Below are 23,042 nucleotides of genomic sequence, written 5' to 3'. Positions count from 1 at the left end.
TAGCTTCCCTTAAATAGAATAAGTTTCAAAAATTATTATTATTTTTCAGACTTATTGTTATATCTCTATTTCATGCAATTTTCTATAAAAAAAGTACTTCCTCATTTTCTTGTTTTTGTTGGTTTTATATTACTCTCACTGGCATATTTCAGTCCTGTTTTAAAAGGAAAACAAATATATCAAAGCGATATTAAGCAATACATTGGTATGTCTAAACAGCAAACCGATTTTAAAGCAAGTACTGGAGAAGATACTTATTGGACCAATAGTGCTTTTGGAGGTATGCCAACCTATCAGTTAGGGGCAAAATATCCACATAATTACATAAAAAAGTTAGACTTAGCTTTACGTTTCTTACCTAGACCAGCAGATTATCTATTCTTATATTTCATCGGGTTTTATATCCTCTTACTCGTTTTAAAAGTGGATTATAAACTCGCCGCACTTGGTGCTATGGCCTTTGGCTTTTCTACGTATCTTATTATCATTCTTGGGGTTGGACATAATAGTAAAGCACACGCCATTGCCTATATGCCTTTGGTTTTAAGCGGAATTATTCTCACATTTAGACGAAATTACATCTTCGGATTTTTACTCACAACCGTCGCTATGGCATTACAGTTAGTAGCAAATCACCCGCAAATGACCTACTATTTAATGCTATTAGTCCTTGTTTTAGGAATTGCATATTTAGTAGATGCGTATAACAAAAAACTTTTGCCACATTATTTTAAATCGGTTGGTTTATTAGTAATAGCGGTAGTTCTCGCTTTAGGATTAAATGCTACAAGTATCATGGCTACTAAAGAGTATGCAAATGAAAGTACTAGAAGTAAAAGCGAATTAACTATTAATCCGGATGGCTCTCCAAAAGAGGCTAGTTCTGGACTTACTAAAGAATATATTACAGAATATAGTTATGGTTTTTTAGAAAGCTTTAACCTATATATATCCAGAATTGTAGGAGGAGGAAATAACGAAGATGTTGGTGAAGATTCTGCATCTTACGACTTTTTTATCGGACAAGGAGTTCCTGCTTTACAAGCTAAAGAATATGTAAAACAAACACCAACCTATTGGGGTAGTCAACCCATAGTAGAAGCTCCAGCTTATGTTGGTGCAGTGGTCATCTTCTTATTTGTTTTTGGACTGTTTTTAGTAAAAGGAAGATTAAAATGGTGGCTCGTTGGTGGTACAATTCTTTCTTTATTACTTTCCTACGGAAAAAATCTAGGCTTCCTTACAGACTTCTTTATCGATTATGTTCCTTTATATAATAAGTTTAGAGCGGTAAGTTCTATTCAAGTTATTTTAGAATTATGTATTCCTGTTTTAGCCATTTTTGGTTTATCGCGTTTGTTTAATCATTTTGAAAAAGACGAAGAAAAACTAACAGCACTTAAGTATACCGTTGGTATTACTGCCGGAATTGCCGTTTTATTACTTTTATCTAAATCCGCTTTTAATTTTGTTGGTCCAAATGATGGGTATTTTAAACAAAATTACGGACAGCAATTTATAGATGCTTTGCGTGATGATAGAAAATCACTTTACACACAAGACACTTTAAGAACACTTGTTTTGGTATTACTTTCAGCAGGAACTATATTTATGTTCTTGAAGAAAAAGCTTTCCGAAACACTTGTAATTGTAGCTTTTGCAGCTTTAATTCTTTTCGATTTAGTTTCTGTAGATAGACGTTACGTGAACAATGACAATTTTGTTTCCGCTTTACAAGTCAAAAAACCATATCAAGCAAATAAAGCAGATCTAGAGATACTTAAAGATACCACACATTTTAGAGTTTTCGATATTACAGATGGTACTGCAAGAGCTTCCTATTTTCATAATTCCTTAGGTGGTTATCATGCTGCAAAGCTGAAACGCTATAATGAACTTTTCGATTTTCATATTGCTAGAAACAATATGAACGTACTAAATATGCTAAACACCAAGTATATTATTGCAGAAGAGGAAGGTGAAATATTTCCGTTTACCAATACCGATGCTAATGGAAATGCTTGGTTTGTGGAAGCGCTAGAGGAAGTACAAACTGCTAATCAAGAAATTATTGCTTTAGATAGTTTGAATACGAGCAAAAAAGCGGTCTATCTTAAAAGCCAAAATATTACAGCGAATAAAGAGTTTCGAGTAGATTCCTTAGCAAGTATTACTTTAAAAGAATATAAACCAAACTACATAAAATACGAGTCTAATAATAGCAATCCTGGATTTGTTGTGTTTTCTGAAGTCTATTATGGTAAAGGTTGGAATGCCTATATAAATGGAAAACTAGAAGATCACTACCAAGTAGATTATGTATTGCGTGGTATGGAAGTTCCTAAAGGAAAAAATACCATAGAATTTAAGTTTGAACCTCAGGTAGTACAAACAGGAAGCAGCATAGCACTTGTAAGTTCTATCCTTTTCGGATTGATACTTATTGGCGGATTATATTTTGGTATAAAGAAAAAATGATTGGCATTCCTGCTTTCGTAGGAATGAACTATATGGTTTAATTTATGAGATTCCTGCCTCCGAAGGAATAAAATAATGAATAAAAAAAAGGTACTTATTATTAGCTATTATTGGCCACCAGCAGGAGGTCCAGGAGTACAACGATGGCTAAAATTTGTAAAGTATTTACCTGAGTTTGATATAGAACCTATTGTTTATATTCCCGAAAATCCTAATTATCCTTTAATAGATACAAGTTTAATAAACGAGGTTTCCAAAGAGCTAACCATTATTAAACAGCCTATTAGCGAGCCTTATAAGTTTGCGGGCTTTCTATCTAAAAAGAACGCCAAGTCAATTAGTAAAGGTTTAATTCCGGAGCAGAAAAAGCAAACGATTATTGAAAAATTGATGCTTTTTGTTCGTGGTAATTTCTTTATTCCAGATGCACGTAAAAACTGGGTAAAACCTTCTGTAAACTATCTTTCTACATATATAAGTGATTATAAAATAGATACTATTATTACAACGGGTCCGCCACATAGTTTACACCTTATTGGTATGCAACTAAAGGAAAGACTAGGAGTGAAGTGGTTGGCAGATTTTAGAGATCCTTGGACTACCATTGGCTATCAAAAAGAACTAAAGTTAACTAAAATAGCCAAGCAAAAACACATTGCTTTAGAAGAAAAGGTTTTGCAAACCGCAGACCAAATTATAGTTACTAGTAATGTGACAAAAAAGGAGTTTCAGGAAAAAACAGAACAACCAATTGCAGTAATTACAAATGGGTATGATGTAGAGAAAACGAACAGTATTACTTTAGATAAAAAGTTTACTTTAGCACATATTGGTTCTCTATTAGCAAAAAGAAATCCAGAAGTTTTATGGCAAGTACTGCAGGAATTAAGAGCGGAAAATACAGCTTTCAAGAAACATTTTCAGTTAAAACTGGTAGGTGCCGTTAGTGAAAACGTGCTGAAAAGTATCGAAATCTACGGATTAATTGATTGTTTAAATAATGTAGGATATGTTTCTCACAATGAGGCTACTACGTTTCAAAAAGAATCGCAAGTATTATTATTGATTGAAATCGATTCCGAAGAAACAAAATGCATTATTCCTGGAAAGCTATTTGAATATATGGTTTCTAAAAGACCAATAATTGCATTGGGCCCAAAGGGATCGGATGTCGAAAAAATAATTGCAGAAACCAACACCGGAAACTATTTTAGTTATTCGGATTATGATAACTTAAAAAGCGTAATTTTGACGCACTTTAAAGCATTTCAAGAAAACACATTACAATCGCATGCTATAGGATTGCAAAAATATAGTAGGAGAGCGTTAACAAGTACATTGGGGGAATTAATTCATAAGAAATAACCAGTGTTCCGTGTTCAAAATAAAAAACAATAATCGAAAAGTTGTTGCAATTTTTTAAATTGAAATAAAATTGATGCACAGAGTTTCACAGAGAGAAACATTTGAAAAAAAATGATTTTAATTAGTGTATTTTCGACTTCGAGTTGAATTTTGGAATTTGGAATTTAGTTTTTGATATTTGTTATTTATAAATATTTATGGGAATAGTTGCTTCACAATCTATAAAAAACACCATCGTTACCTATTTAGGTTTTGGTGTTGGAGCAATTAATACCTTGTTTTTATATACCGCATTTTTATCTGCCGATTATTTTGGTTTGGTAGTATTTGTACTTTCTACAGCAAACTTAATGATGCCAATACTTATATTTGGTGTAAATAATACCTTAATAAAATTCTATTCTTCATATAAAACAAAGCGACTTCAAAACAACTTTTTAACTTTCATGTTGTTTTTACCTTTATTGGTTATTATTCCTGCTGGGATTTTAGGTTCTCTTTTTTACGAAACGATTTCCAATTGGCTAGCTAAAGAAAACCAAATAATTAAAGACTATACATGGCTAATGTATGTATTAGCTGTTGCTTTTGCTTATTTTGAAATCTTTTTCTCATGGAGCAAAATTCACTTTAAATCGGTTTTTGGTAATTTTATGCGTGAAGCATTTCATAGGTTGGGTACCATGACTTTGCTATTTGCAGTTTACTTTAAAAAACTGACGGTAGACGAGTTTATTTACGCAGTTACCATAGTGTATATTATTAGAATGCTAATCATGATGGTTTATGCTTTTAGTGTACGTTTTCCAAAGTTAAGCTTTACTAAATCTTTCGATTATCTAACGGTTATAAAATATAGTTTCCTAATAATAATTGCGGGTTCTGTTTCTATGGTTCTTTTAGATTTAGATAAGTTTATGATTGGTGAACTTATTCAAATAGAAAACATTGCATATTATAGTGTTGCTATTTTTATCGCTACTGTAATTGCAGTTCCTTCTCGAGCAATGCAACAAATAATAAACCCTTTAACCGCTTCGTATTTAAATAATAAAAACCATCGGGAATTAGCACAACTCTACAAAAAGAGTTCTATCAATTTATTTATTATAGGAGGTTTTATTTTTGTGCTCATTATCGTGAATATCAATCAATTATACATGTTGATGAATCCAGAATATAGTCAGGGGTTATTCATTGTTTTTATAATTTCTATTGTAAAACTGGTAGATAATCTTTTAGGAAACAATAGTGCTATTATTTTTAATTCGGATTATTACAGAATCATACTAACCTTTGGTTTTTGTATTGTTTTGCTTGCCATAGGATTAAATTATTTTCTTATTCCTTTGTATGGAATAGAAGGAGCTGCAATAGCAAGTCTTATAGCATTTACTATATATGATGCCTTAAAATTGTGGTATGTAAATTTAAAATTTAAAATCCATCCTTTTACAAAAAAGACTGGGTATACATTAGTGCTGATAATAATGCTTTGTTTAGGATTTTATTTCTGGGAATTCCCTTTTCATCCAATACTTAATATTGCAATAAAAAGTACATTAGTAGCAATGCTTTATGGTTTTGTTGTACTTCAGTTTTCTTTGTCTAGTGACATTACATCACTAATAAAAAAGCTATTAAAGATTAAGTAAACCTTTCAATTTAATAAAATTAGGAGGATACTTTTAGCATTTGTTAAGATGCAAATATATTTTCAATGAAAGTACTTTGAGAATAAACCGAAAGGTGTATTTATGGTAAAAAAAATCCTATCACGTTGCTTTGGGGCAAACTTGTGATAGGATCTTCAACTAACTAACCATTTTTTTTATCTTCTACTTCTAGAGTTAGAAGCAACGCTTCTGCTACTAGATTTTGTACTTCTTGAAACAATTTTTGTTGTGCTTTTTCTAGGGCTTGATGTGTTTACTCTAGGACTAGATGTTGTTCTAGGCTTACTAGACACTGTGCTTCTTGGCTTTGATGCTGTTCTAGGTTTTGTGGATACTGTATTTCTAGGACTAGATGTTGTTTTAGGCTTCGTAGAAACAGTACCTCTAGGTGTTGACGTTGTTCTAGGTTTTGTAGATACTGTATTTCTAGGATTTGATGTTGTTCTAGGTTTTGTAGTATTCGTACTTCTAGGCGTTGTTGCTAAACCTCTTGGTCTAACCGTGTTTGCAGCTACTGTGTTTCTAGGTCTATCATTTCCTCTAGTTGCCAATTCACTTCTTCTGGTAATAGTGTTTCCACGTCTACTAGCAACGGCAGAAGTTCGTCTGTAGTTATTTGTAAAAGGTCTCGTGTATTGGTATCTAATAGGTCTGTAATGTTGTCTATAAGGTCTGTTGTAAACTACACAATGACTAAAAAGTGGAATTCTAAAATGTGCATGCCAAGGTCTATACACATAAAAACGGTTGTATACGTTTATAAACCCAGTGTGGTGCGTAAAACGGTTGTATCTATTATAATGTACATATAAACTTCCAACTTGTGTTACATAACCAAAGCTGTTGTAGTTAATAAAAACATTACCAACTTGGTTTACACGACCATAATAATCGTAAAAAACAGGAACATGTTCTATTTGTACTATTGCTCCAAATTCATCGTATTGTACATACGCATCATAATCATAACCAGTGTTAAAACTAATGTTTGTATTACCATGATTTACAGACACGTTGATGTTTGATCCTTGATTGTTCATGTAAAAATCAAACTGTCCGTCTGGAAAGATGGAAAACTCAACACCTTGTTCTACAAATATGAAAGAATTTCCATAACCTCTCGAAGCTGTATTGGTATTAATATCGTCATCTAGTGTGGTGGTTGGGGTTGCGTTTGCAGTAAATCCCGTAAAAAGGATTGCTGTAAAAATTGCTAATATCTGTTTCATAATTGTAAGTTTTAAAATTGAACTTACTAAGAGAAATACAAGCATCGTGCCAAAAAGGGTTGGTGTTGTTTGACTCCTTGATAACAAAGAGGTCTTCTCTTTTTTTACAATTATACATTTTTATCTAAACAGATAATTAAGATAGCCTAATGAACCAGAAATAAAAATTACTGTGTGTAATTGATGCATATAATAACACAAAAAAGTAATGGTTGGAGAATTAGAAAAATGTCTTTTACAATTAGAATAATGATTTCTGTAAAATCTAGTTTAAATATAAATTATTCCTACAATAAATATGAAAATGAAGGGATTTAAATTAAAATGTAATTTTTAATAGTATAATTGATGAAAAACAATTAATAATTTATAAAATTTAACTTTTAAACTAATTAATAGTGTAAAACATCGAAAAAAATAATTAATAAGGCATTTTTTTAACAGTTTAATATAAATTAGATTTCTGAACGATTAATAGCACAAATATTTTATTTAACATAACTAACCTAGGTTATGAATTTTTTAAAAGGCATAATTCTAATACATAGAGTTATTGTCTCTGTGAATGTAAGTGCCCGCTTCTACTCATAATATACCTGACTATAATTGAAGTTAACCGCTTCAATCTATGGTGCTATAACTAACCAAACCAAATATTATGAAAAGAGTTTTACTACTAATTGTTCTATTCTTGTCTTTTACTGTACTTAATGCACAGATTCAATTAAGAGGAACAGCTGCAACTGCAACAACAACTTCTACAAACCTAACAATTAATAAACCTACAGGCTTACAGGTTGGAGATATTATGTTTCTTCAAGTTGTGCAAACTAGTGATTCTGGTAGTTTTTTTGGTAGTGGTGATTTAAGTGATATTACTCCTTCAGGATGGGCAGAAATAAATGGTAACTATATTAGAAACACAAGTAGTGGGAATATTTTTAATAGACAATATCAAAAAACTCGAGTAACATTATTATATAAATTTGCTTCCAGTGCAGATGTAGCAACAGCAAATTTCTCTTTTTCTTTAGATACTGATGCAGATGATGGAGAAGGTGCAATAGTAGCCTTTACAGGTTTTGATATTGCAAATCCATTTAATGCTACTTTAAGCTCCTACCAAATTGGTAATGATAATTCTTTAACAACAAATAGCATTACTACTTCAACACCAAATAGTGCTGTTATTATGTTTGGAGCTATAGATGACAATCGAAATATTTCATCATGGTCTACTTCAAATCCAGGCTCTCTTAATGAATTATATGATGTACCTTTTAATGCAAATAGAGATATGGGAATGGGAGCTGCTTGGAATATAAAACCAAGTGCTGGTCCAACAGGGCAAGGTCTTGGGATTCTTGCTGGTGGTGGAAATGATTATAATGGAGCCATTCTGATTGCTTTAAAAGAAGGGTACACTGGCCCACTATTAGAGGTTAGCCCAACAAGTTTAAGTTTTGGTGTGATACCGGATGGTAATACCTCTCCTGAGCAAAACTATGTAATGTCAGGAAGCAATTTAAATTCTGGAAACATAACCGTTAACGCACCAGCTAATTTTGAAGTTTCATTAACATCTGGTTCTGGATTTGGAAATTCTGTAAGTGTTCCTAATTCAGGAGGTACGTTAAATAATACAAACATATATGTTCGATTTATTCCTTCTGCTCCAAATTCAAATTATACAGGTAATATTACCAACATTGGTGGGGGTGCTTCATTCCAAAATGTTAGTGTAACAGGGACTTCAGATATTCCAGATAATTGTGCTTCAACGGGGCAAATTACACAAGATGAGTTTATAAGTAGAGTACAATTAAACACTATTGATAATAGTTCTGGTGCACAAACATATTCTGATTTTACAAACATATCAACCGATTTACAAAGAGGAGATACATATACTATTTCAATTACACCAACATGGAATGGTTCCGTTTATCCAGAAGGATATGCGGTATGGATGGATTATAATTTTGATGGTGATTTTGAGGATTCTGGAGAGTTGATTTTTTCGCAAGGAGCAACTACGAATACACCTGTAACTGGTGGTTTTACAGTTCCAATTAATGGTTTTTTGGGTTTTACAACTATGAGAGTATCTATGAAATGGAATGATATTCCAGACCCATGTGAAACATTTACATATGGCGAAGTTGAAGATTATGCTATAAATATAATGCCAGCGTGCGATCTTCCTATAGCTAACTGTCAAGATATAGATTTAGTACTTGATGCAAATGGAAATGCTACATTATTGCCAGAGCAAATAGATAATGCAGGAAATCTTAGTACCTACGAATGTGGTCTAGATTCTTGGTCCGTTTCAAAATCAAACTTTGATTGTTCCGATATTGGACCTAATACGGTTACATTAACCATTACTGATATTAATGGAAATGTAGCAACCTGTGATGCCACAGTAACAGTAGTAGATGAAACCGCAGCTATAATAACCTTAACAGGAGCTAACCCTCAAGTAATTGAAGTTTGTGATATATATACCGAATTAGGAGCAACTGCAAACGATAATTGTGATGTAAACATAACCTCAAATATTAATATCGATGACTCTATAGTTGATACAAATGTGGTTGGTTCTTATTCTGTAACCTATAACGTAACAGATGCCAATAATAACGATGCTACTGAAGTAACTAGAACAGTAAATGTTGTGGATACTACGATTCCAGTAATTTCACTTACTGGAAATGCAACTATAACATTGGAGGCTTGCGACACATACAACGAACAAGGAGCTATTGCTACCGATGGTTGTTTGACAATAGGATCTGTAACCGTTGGAGGAGATACTGTCAACCCAAATGTGGTTGGTTCTTATACTGTAACCTACAATGTAACAGATGCCAATAATAACGATGCTGCTGAAGTAACTAGAATGGTAAATGTTGTGGATACTACGATTCCAGTAATATCCCTTACTGGAGATGCAATCCTAACATTGGAAGTTTGTGATACGTACAACGATCAAGGGGCTACGGCTACGGATGGTTGTTTAACAATAGGATCTGTAATCGTTGGAGGAGATACTGTCAACCCAAATGTGGTTGGTTCTTATACTGTAACCTACAATGTAACAGATGCTAATAATAACGATGCTGCTGAAGTAACTAGAATGGTAAATGTTGTGGATACTACGATTCCAGTAATTTCACTTACTGGAGATGCAATCCTAACATTGGAAGCCTGCGATACGTACAACGAACAAGGAGCTACTGCTACTGATGGTTGTTTGACAATAGGATCTGTAACCGTTGGAGGAGATACTGTCAACCCAAATGTGGTTGGTTCTTATACTGTAACCTACAATGTAACAGATGCCAATAATAACGATGCTGCTGAAGTAACTAGAATGGTAAATGTTGTGGATACTACGATTCCAGTAATATCCCTTACTGGAGATGCAATCCTAACATTGGAAGTTTGTGATACGTACAACGATCAAGGGGCTACGGCTACGGATGGTTGTTTAACAATAGGATCTGTAATCGTTGGAGGAGATACTGTCAACCCAAATGTGGTTGGTTCTTATACTGTAACCTACAATGTAACAGATGCTAATAATAACGATGCTGCTGAAGTAACTAGAATGGTAAATGTTGTGGATACTACGATTCCAGTAATTTCACTTACTGGAGATGCAATCCTAACATTGGAAGCCTGCGATACGTACAACGAACAAGGAGCTACTGCTACCGATGGTTGTTTAACAATAGGATCTGTAACCGTTGGAGGAGATACTGTCAACCCAAATGTTGTTGGTTCTTATTCTGTAACCTATAACGTAACAGATGCCAATAATAACGATGCTACTGAAGTAACTAGAACAGTAAATGTTGTGGATACTACGATTCCAGTAATTTCACTTACTGGAGATGCAATCCTAACATTGGAAGTTTGCGATACGTACAACGAACAAGGGGCTACGGCTACCGATGGTTGTTTAACAATAGGATCTGTAACCGTTGGAGGAGATACGGTCAACCCAAATGTGGTTGGTTCTTATATCGTAACCTATAATGTAACAGATGCCAATAATAACGATGCTGCTGAAGTAACTAGAATGGTAAATGTTGTGGATACTACGATTCCAGTAATTACTTTAACAGGAGCAAATCCACAAATGATTGAAGCTTGTACAGCTTATATTGAATTAGGAGCAACTGCAAATGATAATTGTTTAGGGGATATTACAGGAAGCCTTGTAATAGATGCCTCTAGTGTTAATACTAGTGTAGAAGGAACATACGTGGTTACTTACAATGTTATAGATACCAATGGAAACGAAGCTGTGGAAGTAATACGAACGGTTACTGTAGAAGACACACAAGCACCAATTGTTAATTGTATTTCAGATTTTACTATTCAATTGGATGCTAACGGAAATGCTTCCATTACTGTAGCAGATATTGAAAATGGTTCTACCGATGCATGCGGAATTGCATCTACAAATATTGATGTAACTAGTTTTGATTGTAGTGATGTAATGTCTGGAAGTCCAACAGTTTCCGATTTGTTTATTTCTGAATATGTGGAAGGAAGTTCATCTAATAAATATATAGAAATTTATAATGGAACAGGAAATACAGTTAGTCTATCTGATTATGAAATTCGTCTATATTCAAATGGTAACTCTTCTCCATCAACCACAAGTAGCCTTTCTGGATCACTAACTGATGGTTCTACTAAAGTATATAGAAATTCTTCCGCTAATATTTATGGAGGTGCAACAACAGTATTACCCGCTGTAAATTGGAATGGAGATGACGCTATTGCTTTATGGAAAATTAGTGCTAATGCTGCTATAGATATATTTGGAAAAATAGGTCAAGATCCTGGATCGCAATGGAATGTTAGTGGAAATGAAACAGCAAACCAAACCTTAGTTAGAAATCCAAATGTAACAGGAGGAAATATAGATAACGCAACAGGATTTCCTTCCTTAGGAACAGAATGGACAGAATTTGCGCAAAACAACGTTTCAAACTTAGGTAGTCATACCATTGCTTCCGTTAGTTCGGGAGTACCCGTAGTCTTAACAGTAACAGATGTTAACGGAAATACATCTACGTGCACTACAACAGTAACAGTTATAGACGCGGTGTCACCATATGTGAATTGTAAAAATATTACCGTACAACTAGATGCTACCGGAAATGCAACCATAGCAGAGGATGCTGTAAATAACAATTCTTCAGATGCCTGTGGCGGACTAACGTTCGATACAGATATTACAAGTTTTGATTGTTCTAATGTAGGAGCAAATGCAGTTATATTAACGGTAACAGATGCAAACGGAAATGAAAGTAGTTGCACCGCTACAGTAACTGTGGAAGACAACATAGATCCTGTAGTAATTTGTCAAAATATTACGGTAGAGCTAGATTCTACTGGAAATGTAACAATTGCTGAAGATGCTGTGAATAACAATTCAACAGATGCCTGTGGAGGTTTAACTTTTGATACAGATATTACAACTTTTGATTGCTCAAATGTAGGAGGCAATACAGTGATATTAACAGTAACAGACGTAAATGGAAACTCAAATACATGTTTCGCAACAGTTACAGTGCAAGATAACACTGCTCCAGAAGTTGTTTGTCAGGATATAACCGTAGAGTTAGATGCAGCAGGAAATGCAAGTATTTTAGCATCAGATATTGACAATGGTTCTACAGATGCCTGTGGAATTGCTTCTACAACTATTGATGTAAATAGTTTTGATTGTAGCGATATTAGTGCTGCTCCAGTAATCAATGAATTATTTATTTCCGAATATATTGAAGGAGGAAGTAATAACAAATGTATCGAGATTTATAATGGAACAGGCAGCTCCATTGATTTAGCTGCAAATAATTATAGACTTTTAGTTTATGCTAATGGAAGTTCAAATGCAGGATCTAATATTGCACTTTCAGGAGTAGTTGCAAATGGCGATGTATTTGTAATTTGTAATACTGGGGCATCAGGAACCTTTACTTCGGAAGCAGATCAAACATCTGGAAGTGTTTCTTTTAATGGAGACGATGCCGTCGAATTAACTAAAGGTGGTTCTTCAATAGATATCTTCGGAAGGATTGGTCAAGACCCAGGATCTTATTGGAGTGCAACAGGAATTAGAACGCAAAACAGAACTTTAGTTAGAAACGAAAATATTTCAAGCGGAAATACAGATAATACATATGGATTCCCTTCCTTAGTAACAGAGTGGACAGAATTTCCACAAGACAATGCTTCTAATTTAGGAAGTCATAGTGTCGCTGGAGGTGGAGTTGCTGTAACATTAACAGTTACCGATAATAATGGAAATGTTTCTTCTTGTAGTGCCACAGTAACAGTAGTGGATAATATAACACCTCAAATTACTTGTGTAGCAAATAGTACAAGAGATACAGATGCAGGACAATGTGATTATACCATACAAGGCAATGAATTGGATGCTACATTTACAGATAACTGCGCTTCTGGAAGTATAACGAACGATTTAAACGGAACCGCAAGTATTGCTGGTGAAGTTTTACAAAAAGGAACTATTGCAGTAGTTTGGACAGTCGATGATGGTAACGGACAAACAGCAACGTGCACAACTACAATTACAGTAGAGGATAACGAAGATCCAATAATTGCTTGTGTAGCAAATGGAATCCGAAATACAGATGTTGGACAATGTAATTATACCGTGCAAGGAAATGAATTGGATGCAACATTTACAGATAATTGTGCAGATGGCACCATTACAAACAACTTAAACGGAACTGCAACAATTGCTGGTGAAGTTTTTACAAAAGGGCATACTACTATAATATGGACTGTTGTAGATGGAAACGGGCAAACAGCAACGTGTACAACCACAGTTACAGTAGAAGACAACGAAGATCCAGTAATTACTTGTATTGCAGATGATCTAAGAAATACCGATTTAGGAGAATGTACATATACCATTCAAGGAAATGAGTTGGATGCAAGCTTCACAGATAACTGTGCAGATGGAAACATTATAAATGACTATAACAATAGCGCTACTTTAACTGGAGCAGTATTCCAAAAAGGAGCAACCGTAGTTACTTGGATAGTTGATGATGGTAACGGACAAACAGCAACTTGTACAACTACAATTACAGTAGAAGACAACGAAGATCCAGTAATTGCATGTGTAGCAAATGATACACGAAATACAGATGCAGGACAATGTAATTATACCGTGCAAGGAAATGAGTTGGATGCAAGCTTTACAGATAACTGTGCAGATGGAAGTATTACCAATAACCTGAATGGAACCGCAACAATTGCTGGTGAAGTTTTTGCAAAAGGGGATACTACTATTATATGGACTGTAGAAGATGGTAACGGACAAACAGCAACGTGTACAAATACTATCACAGTTGAAGATAACGAAGACCCTGTAATTATTTGTATTGAAGATACTACACGAGATACCGACTTAGGAGAATGTACATATACCATCCAAGGTAATGAGTTGGATGCAACATTTACAGATAACTGTGCAAATGGAAGTATTACAAATAACTTAAACGGAACGGCAACCATTGCAGGTGAAGTACTTGTTAAAGGAGATACCACCATAACATGGACGGTTACAGATGGAAACGGACAAACAGCTACTTGTACAACAACTATTACTGTAGAAGATAATGAAGCACCAATTGTAGATTGTCTTAATTTACAAGTATTATTAGATGCTAACGGAAACGGTGGAATTACCATTGCTGATATCAATAATAATTCTACAGACAATTGCGAAATTGCAAGTATCACTTTATCACAAATGACTTTCGATTGTAGTGATATTGGAGGAGATTTAGATGCCTTAATTATATCGGAATATATTGATGGAACTGGTAATACAGATTGTATCGAAATTTATAATGGTACTGGTAATAGTGTTAATTTATACGAAGGAAATTATAGTCTTAAGTTTTACCTAGATGGTGGAACCACAGCTACATATAACATCCCTTTATTAGGAAGTATTGCCGATAGAGATGTGTATGTAGTATGCTTCGGAGCTTCTCCAGGTTCAAGCCAAGCAGATCAAACAGCAGGATTTGCTTTTGATGGAAACGACGCAATTGCATTATCTAATGCAGATGGAGCGATTGATATTATTGGAGTAATTGGTCAGGATCCTGGTACAGGAGGTTGGAATGCATCTCCAAATACAACAGCTGGTACTACTTTGGTGAGAAGCGAGACAGTATTACAAGGAAATATTAATAGTTTCCAAACAGGATTTGCTACAGAGTGGATTGCATACCCGCAAGATACTTTTACTAATTTAGGAAATCATGATATTGAAATTACAGACCTAGCGAACAATGTGATTCTTACTGTTACAGATACCAGTGGAAATGTTTCTACTTGTGAAGGAAACGTAACCGTAGTGGATGACACGCCTCCAATAGCAGAATGTCAAAACGTGGTGGTGCAATTAGATGCAAATGGTTTTGGTAGCACAACTGCTTCTGCAGTAGATAATGGATCTAGTGATGCCTGCGGAATTAGAAGTCTTACATTGAGTGATACAGAATTCGATTGTAGTAATATTGGAGCAAATACTGTAACACTGACAGTAACCGATAATAACGGAAACACCTCCACTTGTAGTGCAACCGTTACTGTGGAAGATAATGTAGCACCAATTCCAAATTGTCAGAGTATTATAGTGCAATTAGATGCGAATGGTAATGTCACTATTGCAGAAGATGCCGTAAATAATGGATCAACTGATGCTTGTGGCGGATTAACATACGACACAGATATAACTAGTTTCGATTGTTCTAATGTTGGTGAAAATACCGTAATATTAACCGTTACAGATGCTTATGGAAATTCCAGCGTATGTACTTCAACCGTTACCGTTGAAGATAATGTGAATCCAAATGCTGTTTGTCAAAACATTACAGTACAATTGGATGCAAATGGTTCTGCAACTATTACTGGGACAGATGTGGATGGCGGATCGAATGATAATTGCGGAATTGTTTCTTATGAAGTTACGCCTTCCACATTCACTTGTGATACTATTGGAGTAAATACCGTTACATTAACGGTTACAGATGAGAATGGTCTTACAGACACTTGTACAGCTACTGTAACTGTTGAAGGGATAATACCAACAGTAACTATTTCTGAAGGGGAACTTCCTGATTTCTGTCAAGGAGCAGCTTTAGTCTTAACTGCTAATAGTGATGAAGCTATTTCTTATTTATGGAATGATGGAGAAACAACTGAATCTATCGAGGTTCCTGGAGATGGTACTTATGGTGTAATAGTTACTTCTGCAACAAATTGTACTTCTTATGTAGAATATATCGTTGCAGGATTTGATGCTGGTTCTTTAATTTCAGCATATACCATATTAGCAACAGATAATGTGCACTTACAAAACAGTAACACGGTACAAAGTGGTGGTGTTGGTGTTACCGGTGTTGGTAAAAAGATAAAACTGCACAATGCTAGTAATGTCATTGATTTTGCTCAAGCATCACAAATACAAATAAACGGAGGAAGCATGGTAGGAACAGCTATTTACCAGCCAGCGACTCCTATAATACCTCCTTTTGTTCATAATATTCAGTCTAATTCAGCAAGTCCAGATGTTACCATAAATAATAATTCAAGCACTACCCTTAACGGAAGTGTCTATGGTACGATTAATATTAAAAATGGAGCTACAGTTACATTTACAGAGCCTAATGTGCATATAGATGAATTAAAAACAGCTAATGATGCAACAATAGAATTTTCAGGATGTACCAATCTTCTTGTCAATAAAAAACTAGACTTTGGCGATCGTACCTTATTTAATTCGGATGGACATATGGTTACCGTATATGCAAATAGTGATGTTGAGGTGAATAAAGGTTCCTTGATTATTGCACGTATTCATGCAAATGATAATTCCATTTCTGTAAAAGGTAATAATGGAAGTGCAACCTATATGACTGGCTTCTTCATTGGTAAATCAATTACTGGTAATAAGAATGTAATTTGGAATGCTGATACATACTGCCAACCTTGCCCAGCACCAAATGATGGAGCAGATTGTAGTGATCCTGCAGAAATACCAGTGCCATTTGTATTTGAAGGTGTTGGAGAATTCTGTTGGGAAACTTCAGGAGTTATCAATTTTGTAAACTCTTGGGAACTACAATTTTTAGAGATTAATGGTGTAAGTTACCTGAATCAATACAGCACAACGATGCCAGCTAGAATTGATGGTAAATATTATATCCATTACATTTCTAATGTGCCTTGGGGACATTTCGAAATCAATGGTTTTGAAGATCCAGGAGATACAGGACTTAGTTGTAATGATCCTATTGAAATTCAGGTGCCGTATTCTTTTAATGGAACAGACGAATATTGTTGGGAAACGTATGACGATATTGATATCGTAAATTCATGGTCATTAGTATCCTTAGAAATCAATGGTGTCGATTTTACGAATCAATATTCAACAAATTTACCTCCAAAAATTAACGGTAAATACATGATACATTATGTTTCAGAAGTTAGTTGGGGACATGTTGAATTGCGAAATAATGCTTCTGGAAGAATAGATATCTCCTTTGATGTTGCGGCTTGGCCAAATCCTTCAGATACTGTTTTTAATTTAAGATTGAAAACAGAAAATCCAACAGATCAGGCAGTGATACAAGTTTTTGATATGAATAATAGATTAGTACATCAAGGAGAATTCCATCCAAATGAAGTTTACAAGTTTGGTAATAATTTAGAAGGTGGAGGATATATTGTACAAGTATCACAAGCAGGTAAAAAAGCGTATACTAAAGTAGTTAAGTTTTAATAAAGCATAAGGTATTGTCTAATCCTAAATAAGCTATCGTTTAGATAGGGTTAGACAAATTGCTTTTTAACTTTAATAGTTATCATATTAATGCATAACTATAACAACAGAAAGATTTTTTTATATTTTTAAAGGGAATCTTTTGATTAAAAATATTAGAATGAAAAAAAAATACGGGAATTTTATATTCTTATTTTTTTTATCTATTTACTCTTACAGCCAATGTTCTCCAGATGTTACGCCACCTGTAATAACATGCCCTGGAAATGTTGTTGCTCCTTGTCCGCATGCCGTTGGGTCAATAGCGCCAACGACTTCAGATAATTGTGGATCTATTGTTTTACAAACCTATACTTTAACAGGTGCAACGGTATTATCAAGTGCAAGCACTGGTATTAATGATGCTAGTTCTGAAAATTTTTTAGCAGGTACAACCACAGTTACTTATACTATTGATGATACAAGTGGGAATTTTAATAGTTGCAGTTTTACTGTAACAGTTAATGATTTCATCAAACCTATTGTGGTTTGTCAAGGGGATATTACTACAACTAATGATTCTGGGCAATGCGATGCCTTTGTTGATATGTATGCCATAAACGTATTTCCAACAGCATTTGATGGCTGTTCTGGATTATCGACAGTCCCTACAGGAATTCCACCAGGTGGGAATTTTCCGGTTGGTATAACAACTGTTACTTGGACCGTCACAGATGCCGCTGGTAATTTTGAAACCTGTACGCAAGATGTGACTGTTACAGATAACGATCTACCAACAATTACATGTCCTAGTAATAGGACTGTAAATGCTACTGCTGGACAATGTACAGCTAATGTTACAATACCATTGGTTGTAGCTTCAGATAATTGTTCTATTGCTACCGTAACTAATAGTTTTAATAGTGGAGGAGCTAATGCAAGTGGCGTTTATCCTCTAGGAACTACAACGGTAACATTCACAGCAACAGCTGTAGATGGAAATATGGTAAGCTGTTCTTTCGATGTAACTGTTGTAAGTAGCCAAATCCCTGTGCTTACTTTATTAGGAAGTAACCCAATTACCATGGAAGCTTGTGATACGTATACTGAGTTTGGTGCTACTGCAAACGATATTTGTATTGGAGATATTTCTGGAAATATTGTCATTGACGATTCGAATTTAAATACAAATCAGGTTGGATCTTATAGCGTGACGTATAATGTTACAAATGCTAATGGTCTTTCTGCGACACCAGTTATTCGTACCGTAAATGTTATAGATACTTCAAGCCCATCGTTAAGTTTAGTTGGACCAAATCCACTGAATATAGGAGATTGTTCTAGTTATACAGAACTTGGTGCAATAGCAATAGATCCTTGTTTTGGTGATATTTCAGGAAATGTAGTAGTAGATAATTCTTCTGTAGATACAAGTACACTTGGCACGTACACCGTTATTTATAATGTAACAGATGCTTCCGGAAACCCAGCAACTCCAATTACTAGAACCATAGAAGTTATTGATGTTACTGGTCCTGAAATTGTTTTAGTAGATCCAAACCCACAAATAATGGAATTGTGTTCTCCTTATATAGAATTAGGTGGTACAGCAATAGATCCTTGTTTTAATATAGATTACACCTCCGATATTGTTATTGATACTTCTGCATTAAATGTAAATGTAGTTGGGTCATATCCTGTAACCTATAATGTTATGGATATTTATGGGAATTTAGCTGATGAGGCTATTCGAACAGTAGAAGTGGTGGATACGGTAATGCCAACAATCAGCTGTCCAGGAGACATCATTGTGAATACAGATGCCGGTAGTTGTACTGCTTTAGTAAATTATAATCTTACGGTTACCGATAATTGTCCGGGAGAAACTGTTTTACAAACATCTGGTTTGGCTTCTGGTTCTTTATTCCCTTTAGGGATAACTACCAATACTTTTGAACTAACCGATGCGCATGGAAATATAGCATCTTGTTCCTTTACTATAACCGTAAACGATCTAGAAAACCCAATTGCAACTTGTAAATATATTAGTTTACCATTAGATCCGAATACAGGGACTTTAACTATAGTCCCTTCGGATATAGATGGTGGTTCTACCGATAATTGTAGTCTTAATTTTAATGTTTCTCAAACTATTTTCGATTGTAGTCATATAGGATTAAATACCGTAACATTAACAGTAATAGATGATAGTGGAAACTCAAGTTCTTGTGATGCCATGGTTACTATTACAGATTTGAGCGAGAACGCTTCGGTAAGTATAATAAGCTCTGCTACTACTATTTGTCAAAATGAATCCGTTTTATTTACGGCAACTCCAATAAATGGTGGAACAACTCCAGTATATCAATGGCAAATAAATGGTATGGATGCCGTTGGAGCGTCTTCCAATACATTTACATCTACAACACTACAAGATGGAGATGAGGTAACAGTAATTATGACTTCCAGTACATCTGTTTGTGCACAACCACAAACCAGTAATGCCATAACTATTTTAATGAATGAATATAATGCTCCCTCAGATGCAGGACTTGATGTAATTAATACTATTTGTACAGATACCACAGTTTTTTTAGCAGGAAATGCAATTACAGGTAGTGGTTCTGTTGGTTTATGGACCGTTACTTCTGGGCAAACAAGCGGATTTTCATTCTCGGATGCATCTAGTCCAATAGCTACTTTTATTGGTGATATTGGAGAAACCTATACCTTAACTTGGACTATAGACAATCCAGAACCTTGTGTTGATACTAGTGATAGTATCACAATTGCATTTATTACTTGTAATGCTTTAGATTTTGATGGCGTGGATGATAATATCACCTTTCGGGATAACTATGATTTAGGAAGTGCTTTTACTATGGAACTTTGGGTGAAATCAGATGTTACCAATACCAATATGCAAACCATTTTATCCAAACGAGAAGCGAACAATTTAATCGATGGTTATGATTTAAGAGTCGTTAATAATATCGTTTCTTTTCATTGGAATAACGGACAATCATTAGCATCACCATTTCCAATAAATACCAACAAATGGCATCATATTGCGCTTACTTATGGTGGCGGTAATTATACCTTGTTTGTCGATGGATTAGAAGTGAACAGCAGTAATGGTGCTGTACCAATACCAAATGCTTCGGAGTTTCTAATAGGGGCAATGGATCAAGCTTTGATAGCTCCTTTTAAGCCGCTCCATTATTTTACTGGAGGAATGGATGAATTTCGACTTTGGGATACTGCTTTAACAGTAACGCAAATTAGAAAGATGATGAATCAGGAAATCACATCTTTAAATCCAATTACTAATATTGCAGATGGACCAATTTATGGTTCCGTGTTGCCTTTGACTATTTCTGGACTTTCATGGGCCGATTTAAATGGCTATTATCAAATGAATCAAAATACAGATTTGTCTGGTGGTAGTTTAATATCCCTAACAAATACTATCAATGGGGTATTAAGATATATGACCACCTTGCAGCCAGAAACCGCACCATTGCCGTATCAAACGGTTTCCAATGGGGATTGGACAAACACCAATACATGGTTATATGGCAATTCCCAAAACATACCAAATAGTTTAGGAGTAGACGGCACTTCAAATATCGATTGGAATATTGTAAGAAGTTCCCATAACATTTCATCTGGTGACAGGAATCTAACCTTACTAGGTTTAGAAGTGAATGCAAATACGCTACGAATAGAAAATACCAATCCTATAGATGGACAAAGCCTTCGTATTACAGATTACTTGATTTTAGATGGCGTAGATACCGTTTTAAAATTAGTGGGCGAATCGCAATTACTTCAAGATATTGGTAGTGTAGTGGATTATTCCGGAACTGGAAAATTACATCGAGACCAACAAGGGACTGCTAACTATTTTAACTATAATTATTGGGGAGCTCCTGTAAGTGAAGATGGTAATTCTTTTGCATTACAAAATATTCTATATGATGGAACGCAACCAGTACAATGGACAAGCGCTCATAATGCAAATGCTAGTACTACACCAATTACAATGAGTAGACGATGGTTGTATTTATATGAAAATTATCCGCTAAATTCTTATGCCGATTGGCATGCCATAAATGAAGATGATGCTATAGAGATCGGTTTAGGTTTTCTTATGAAAGGTAGTGGGAACGCTGTAGCGGAACAAAATTACACCTTTGTTGGTAAGCCCAATAACGGTACAATAAGTTCTAGTATAACACCTAATTACGAAGCTTTAGTTGGTAATCCATATCCATCGGCTATAGATTCACACGCGTTTATAAATGACAATAGCGGAAGTATTTTAGGGACTATTTATTATTGGGAACATTACACTACCAATAACACACATGTAACTGTGGATTATCAAGGTGGTTTTGCAGCCTATAATTTTTCTGGAGGAAATCCTGCCGTTTCACCTCCTGAAATTAGTGATTTAGGAGCACCTTCAAAAATACCAGAACGATATATACCAATAGGGCAAGGGTTCAATGTAAGAGGAAGTACTACTGGTGGGAATGTTGTCTTTAATAATGACCAACGTGTTTTTGTAAAAGAATCGGTTACCGGAAGTTTAAATGACGGATCGGTATTTATGCGAACAACAAACGATTCAGAAAATAACACAGAAACAGATGCTATGCAAAGAGTGCGTATTGATTTTACATCTCCAGAACAAGCCATCAGACCCATAATGCTCGCTTTTGTTCCTAATAATTTAGCAACAGATGGTTTTGATTTTGGCTATGATGCGTTGAATACCGAAAACCTGCCAAATGACATGTCGTGGATGATGGAGGATGAACCTTACATTATTCAAGGCGTTGGTACGTTGGATGTTACAAAACAATATCCGTTAGGTGTTTTTTTAAACACGGAAGGAACAATAAAAATTTCCTTAAGAGGATTAGAGAATTTAGATCCCGATATGGATGTATTTGTGTATGATGCTGTTTTTGGAAGCTATACCAATATTAATAGTATAGACTTTCAAATAACCTTAGAAGCACAAGACTATCTCGACAGATTTTATATTACTTTTATAGCATCAGAAACACTGAATACGGTAGATCAAGAACCTGAAAACATAGCATTGTCTTTCTTAAATGACACCAAAGAAATTTTGATACAAACTCCTAATGCTATAGATGTAGAAAAAGTATATTTAGTTAATATTTTAGGACAAACAATTAATTCCTGGGAAGCTAATGACCTTTCATTATCTAATGAAATACGAATCCCTGTGAAACAAATAGCGGAAGGAAATTATATTATAAAAGTAGAAACTTCAACAGGAATAACTACTAAAAAAATCATAGTTAGATTTTAAATTACAATCCGAAATTCAATAAAAAAGATAAGGTAAAAAAAGACTATATCCTGGTTTGTTAAATACGTTAGAAGTAATTAGAGTAAATGTATTAGATTACACAGACT

Annotated in this window: 6 protein-coding genes; 5 read left to right on the top strand and 1 reads right to left on the bottom strand. The window is 34.6% G+C overall.

Annotation, left to right across the window (positions count from 1 at the left end):
- The first annotated feature begins 72 nt into the window (after positions 1 to 72).
- The 3 genes from FG167_RS14680 (at position 73) to FG167_RS14670 (ending at position 5,498) form a co-directional block, all read left to right on the top strand.
- Positions 73 to 2,478, top strand: a complete 2,406-nt coding sequence (locus FG167_RS14680) for a YfhO family protein (protein ID WP_203458976.1) — start codon at positions 73 to 75, stop codon at positions 2,476 to 2,478.
- Between the two features lie 75 nt (positions 2,479 to 2,553).
- Positions 2,554 to 3,843, top strand: coding sequence for a glycosyltransferase family 4 protein (locus FG167_RS14675; protein WP_203458975.1), 1,290 nt, complete (start codon positions 2,554 to 2,556; stop codon positions 3,841 to 3,843).
- Between the two features lie 197 nt (positions 3,844 to 4,040).
- The gene (locus tag FG167_RS14670) at positions 4,041 to 5,498 is read left to right on the top strand and encodes a lipopolysaccharide biosynthesis protein (protein ID WP_203458974.1); all 1,458 of its coding nucleotides are present in this window, start codon (positions 4,041 to 4,043) and stop codon (positions 5,496 to 5,498) included.
- A gap of 176 nt (positions 5,499 to 5,674) precedes the next feature.
- Here the strand turns inward: FG167_RS14670 and FG167_RS14665 are convergent, their stop codons facing one another.
- Entirely contained in the window at positions 5,675 to 6,748 is a 1,074-nt protein-coding gene (locus FG167_RS14665) for a hypothetical protein (RefSeq protein WP_203458973.1), read from the bottom strand.
- Between the two features lie 658 nt (positions 6,749 to 7,406).
- On the opposite strand from FG167_RS14665, the gene FG167_RS14660 reads away from it, so the two are divergent.
- On the top strand, positions 7,407 to 17,606 hold the full coding sequence (locus FG167_RS14660; protein WP_203458972.1) for an immunoglobulin-like domain-containing protein: 10,200 nt from the start codon (positions 7,407 to 7,409) through the stop codon (positions 17,604 to 17,606).
- 160 nt (positions 17,607 to 17,766) lie between these two features.
- Positions 17,767 to 22,935: an immunoglobulin-like domain-containing protein gene (locus tag FG167_RS14655; protein ID WP_203458971.1), complete on the top strand. Its 5,169-nt coding sequence runs from the start codon at positions 17,767 to 17,769 to the stop codon at positions 22,933 to 22,935.
- The last annotated feature ends 107 nt before the right edge of the window (positions 22,936 to 23,042 follow it).

The organism is Lacinutrix sp. WUR7 (genome assembly GCF_016864015.1).
Classification (GTDB): Bacteria; Bacteroidota; Bacteroidia; order Flavobacteriales; family Flavobacteriaceae; genus Oceanihabitans.
Note: the sequence above shows the minus strand (reverse complement) of the source record. Positions and strands in the feature narration are given on the sequence as shown.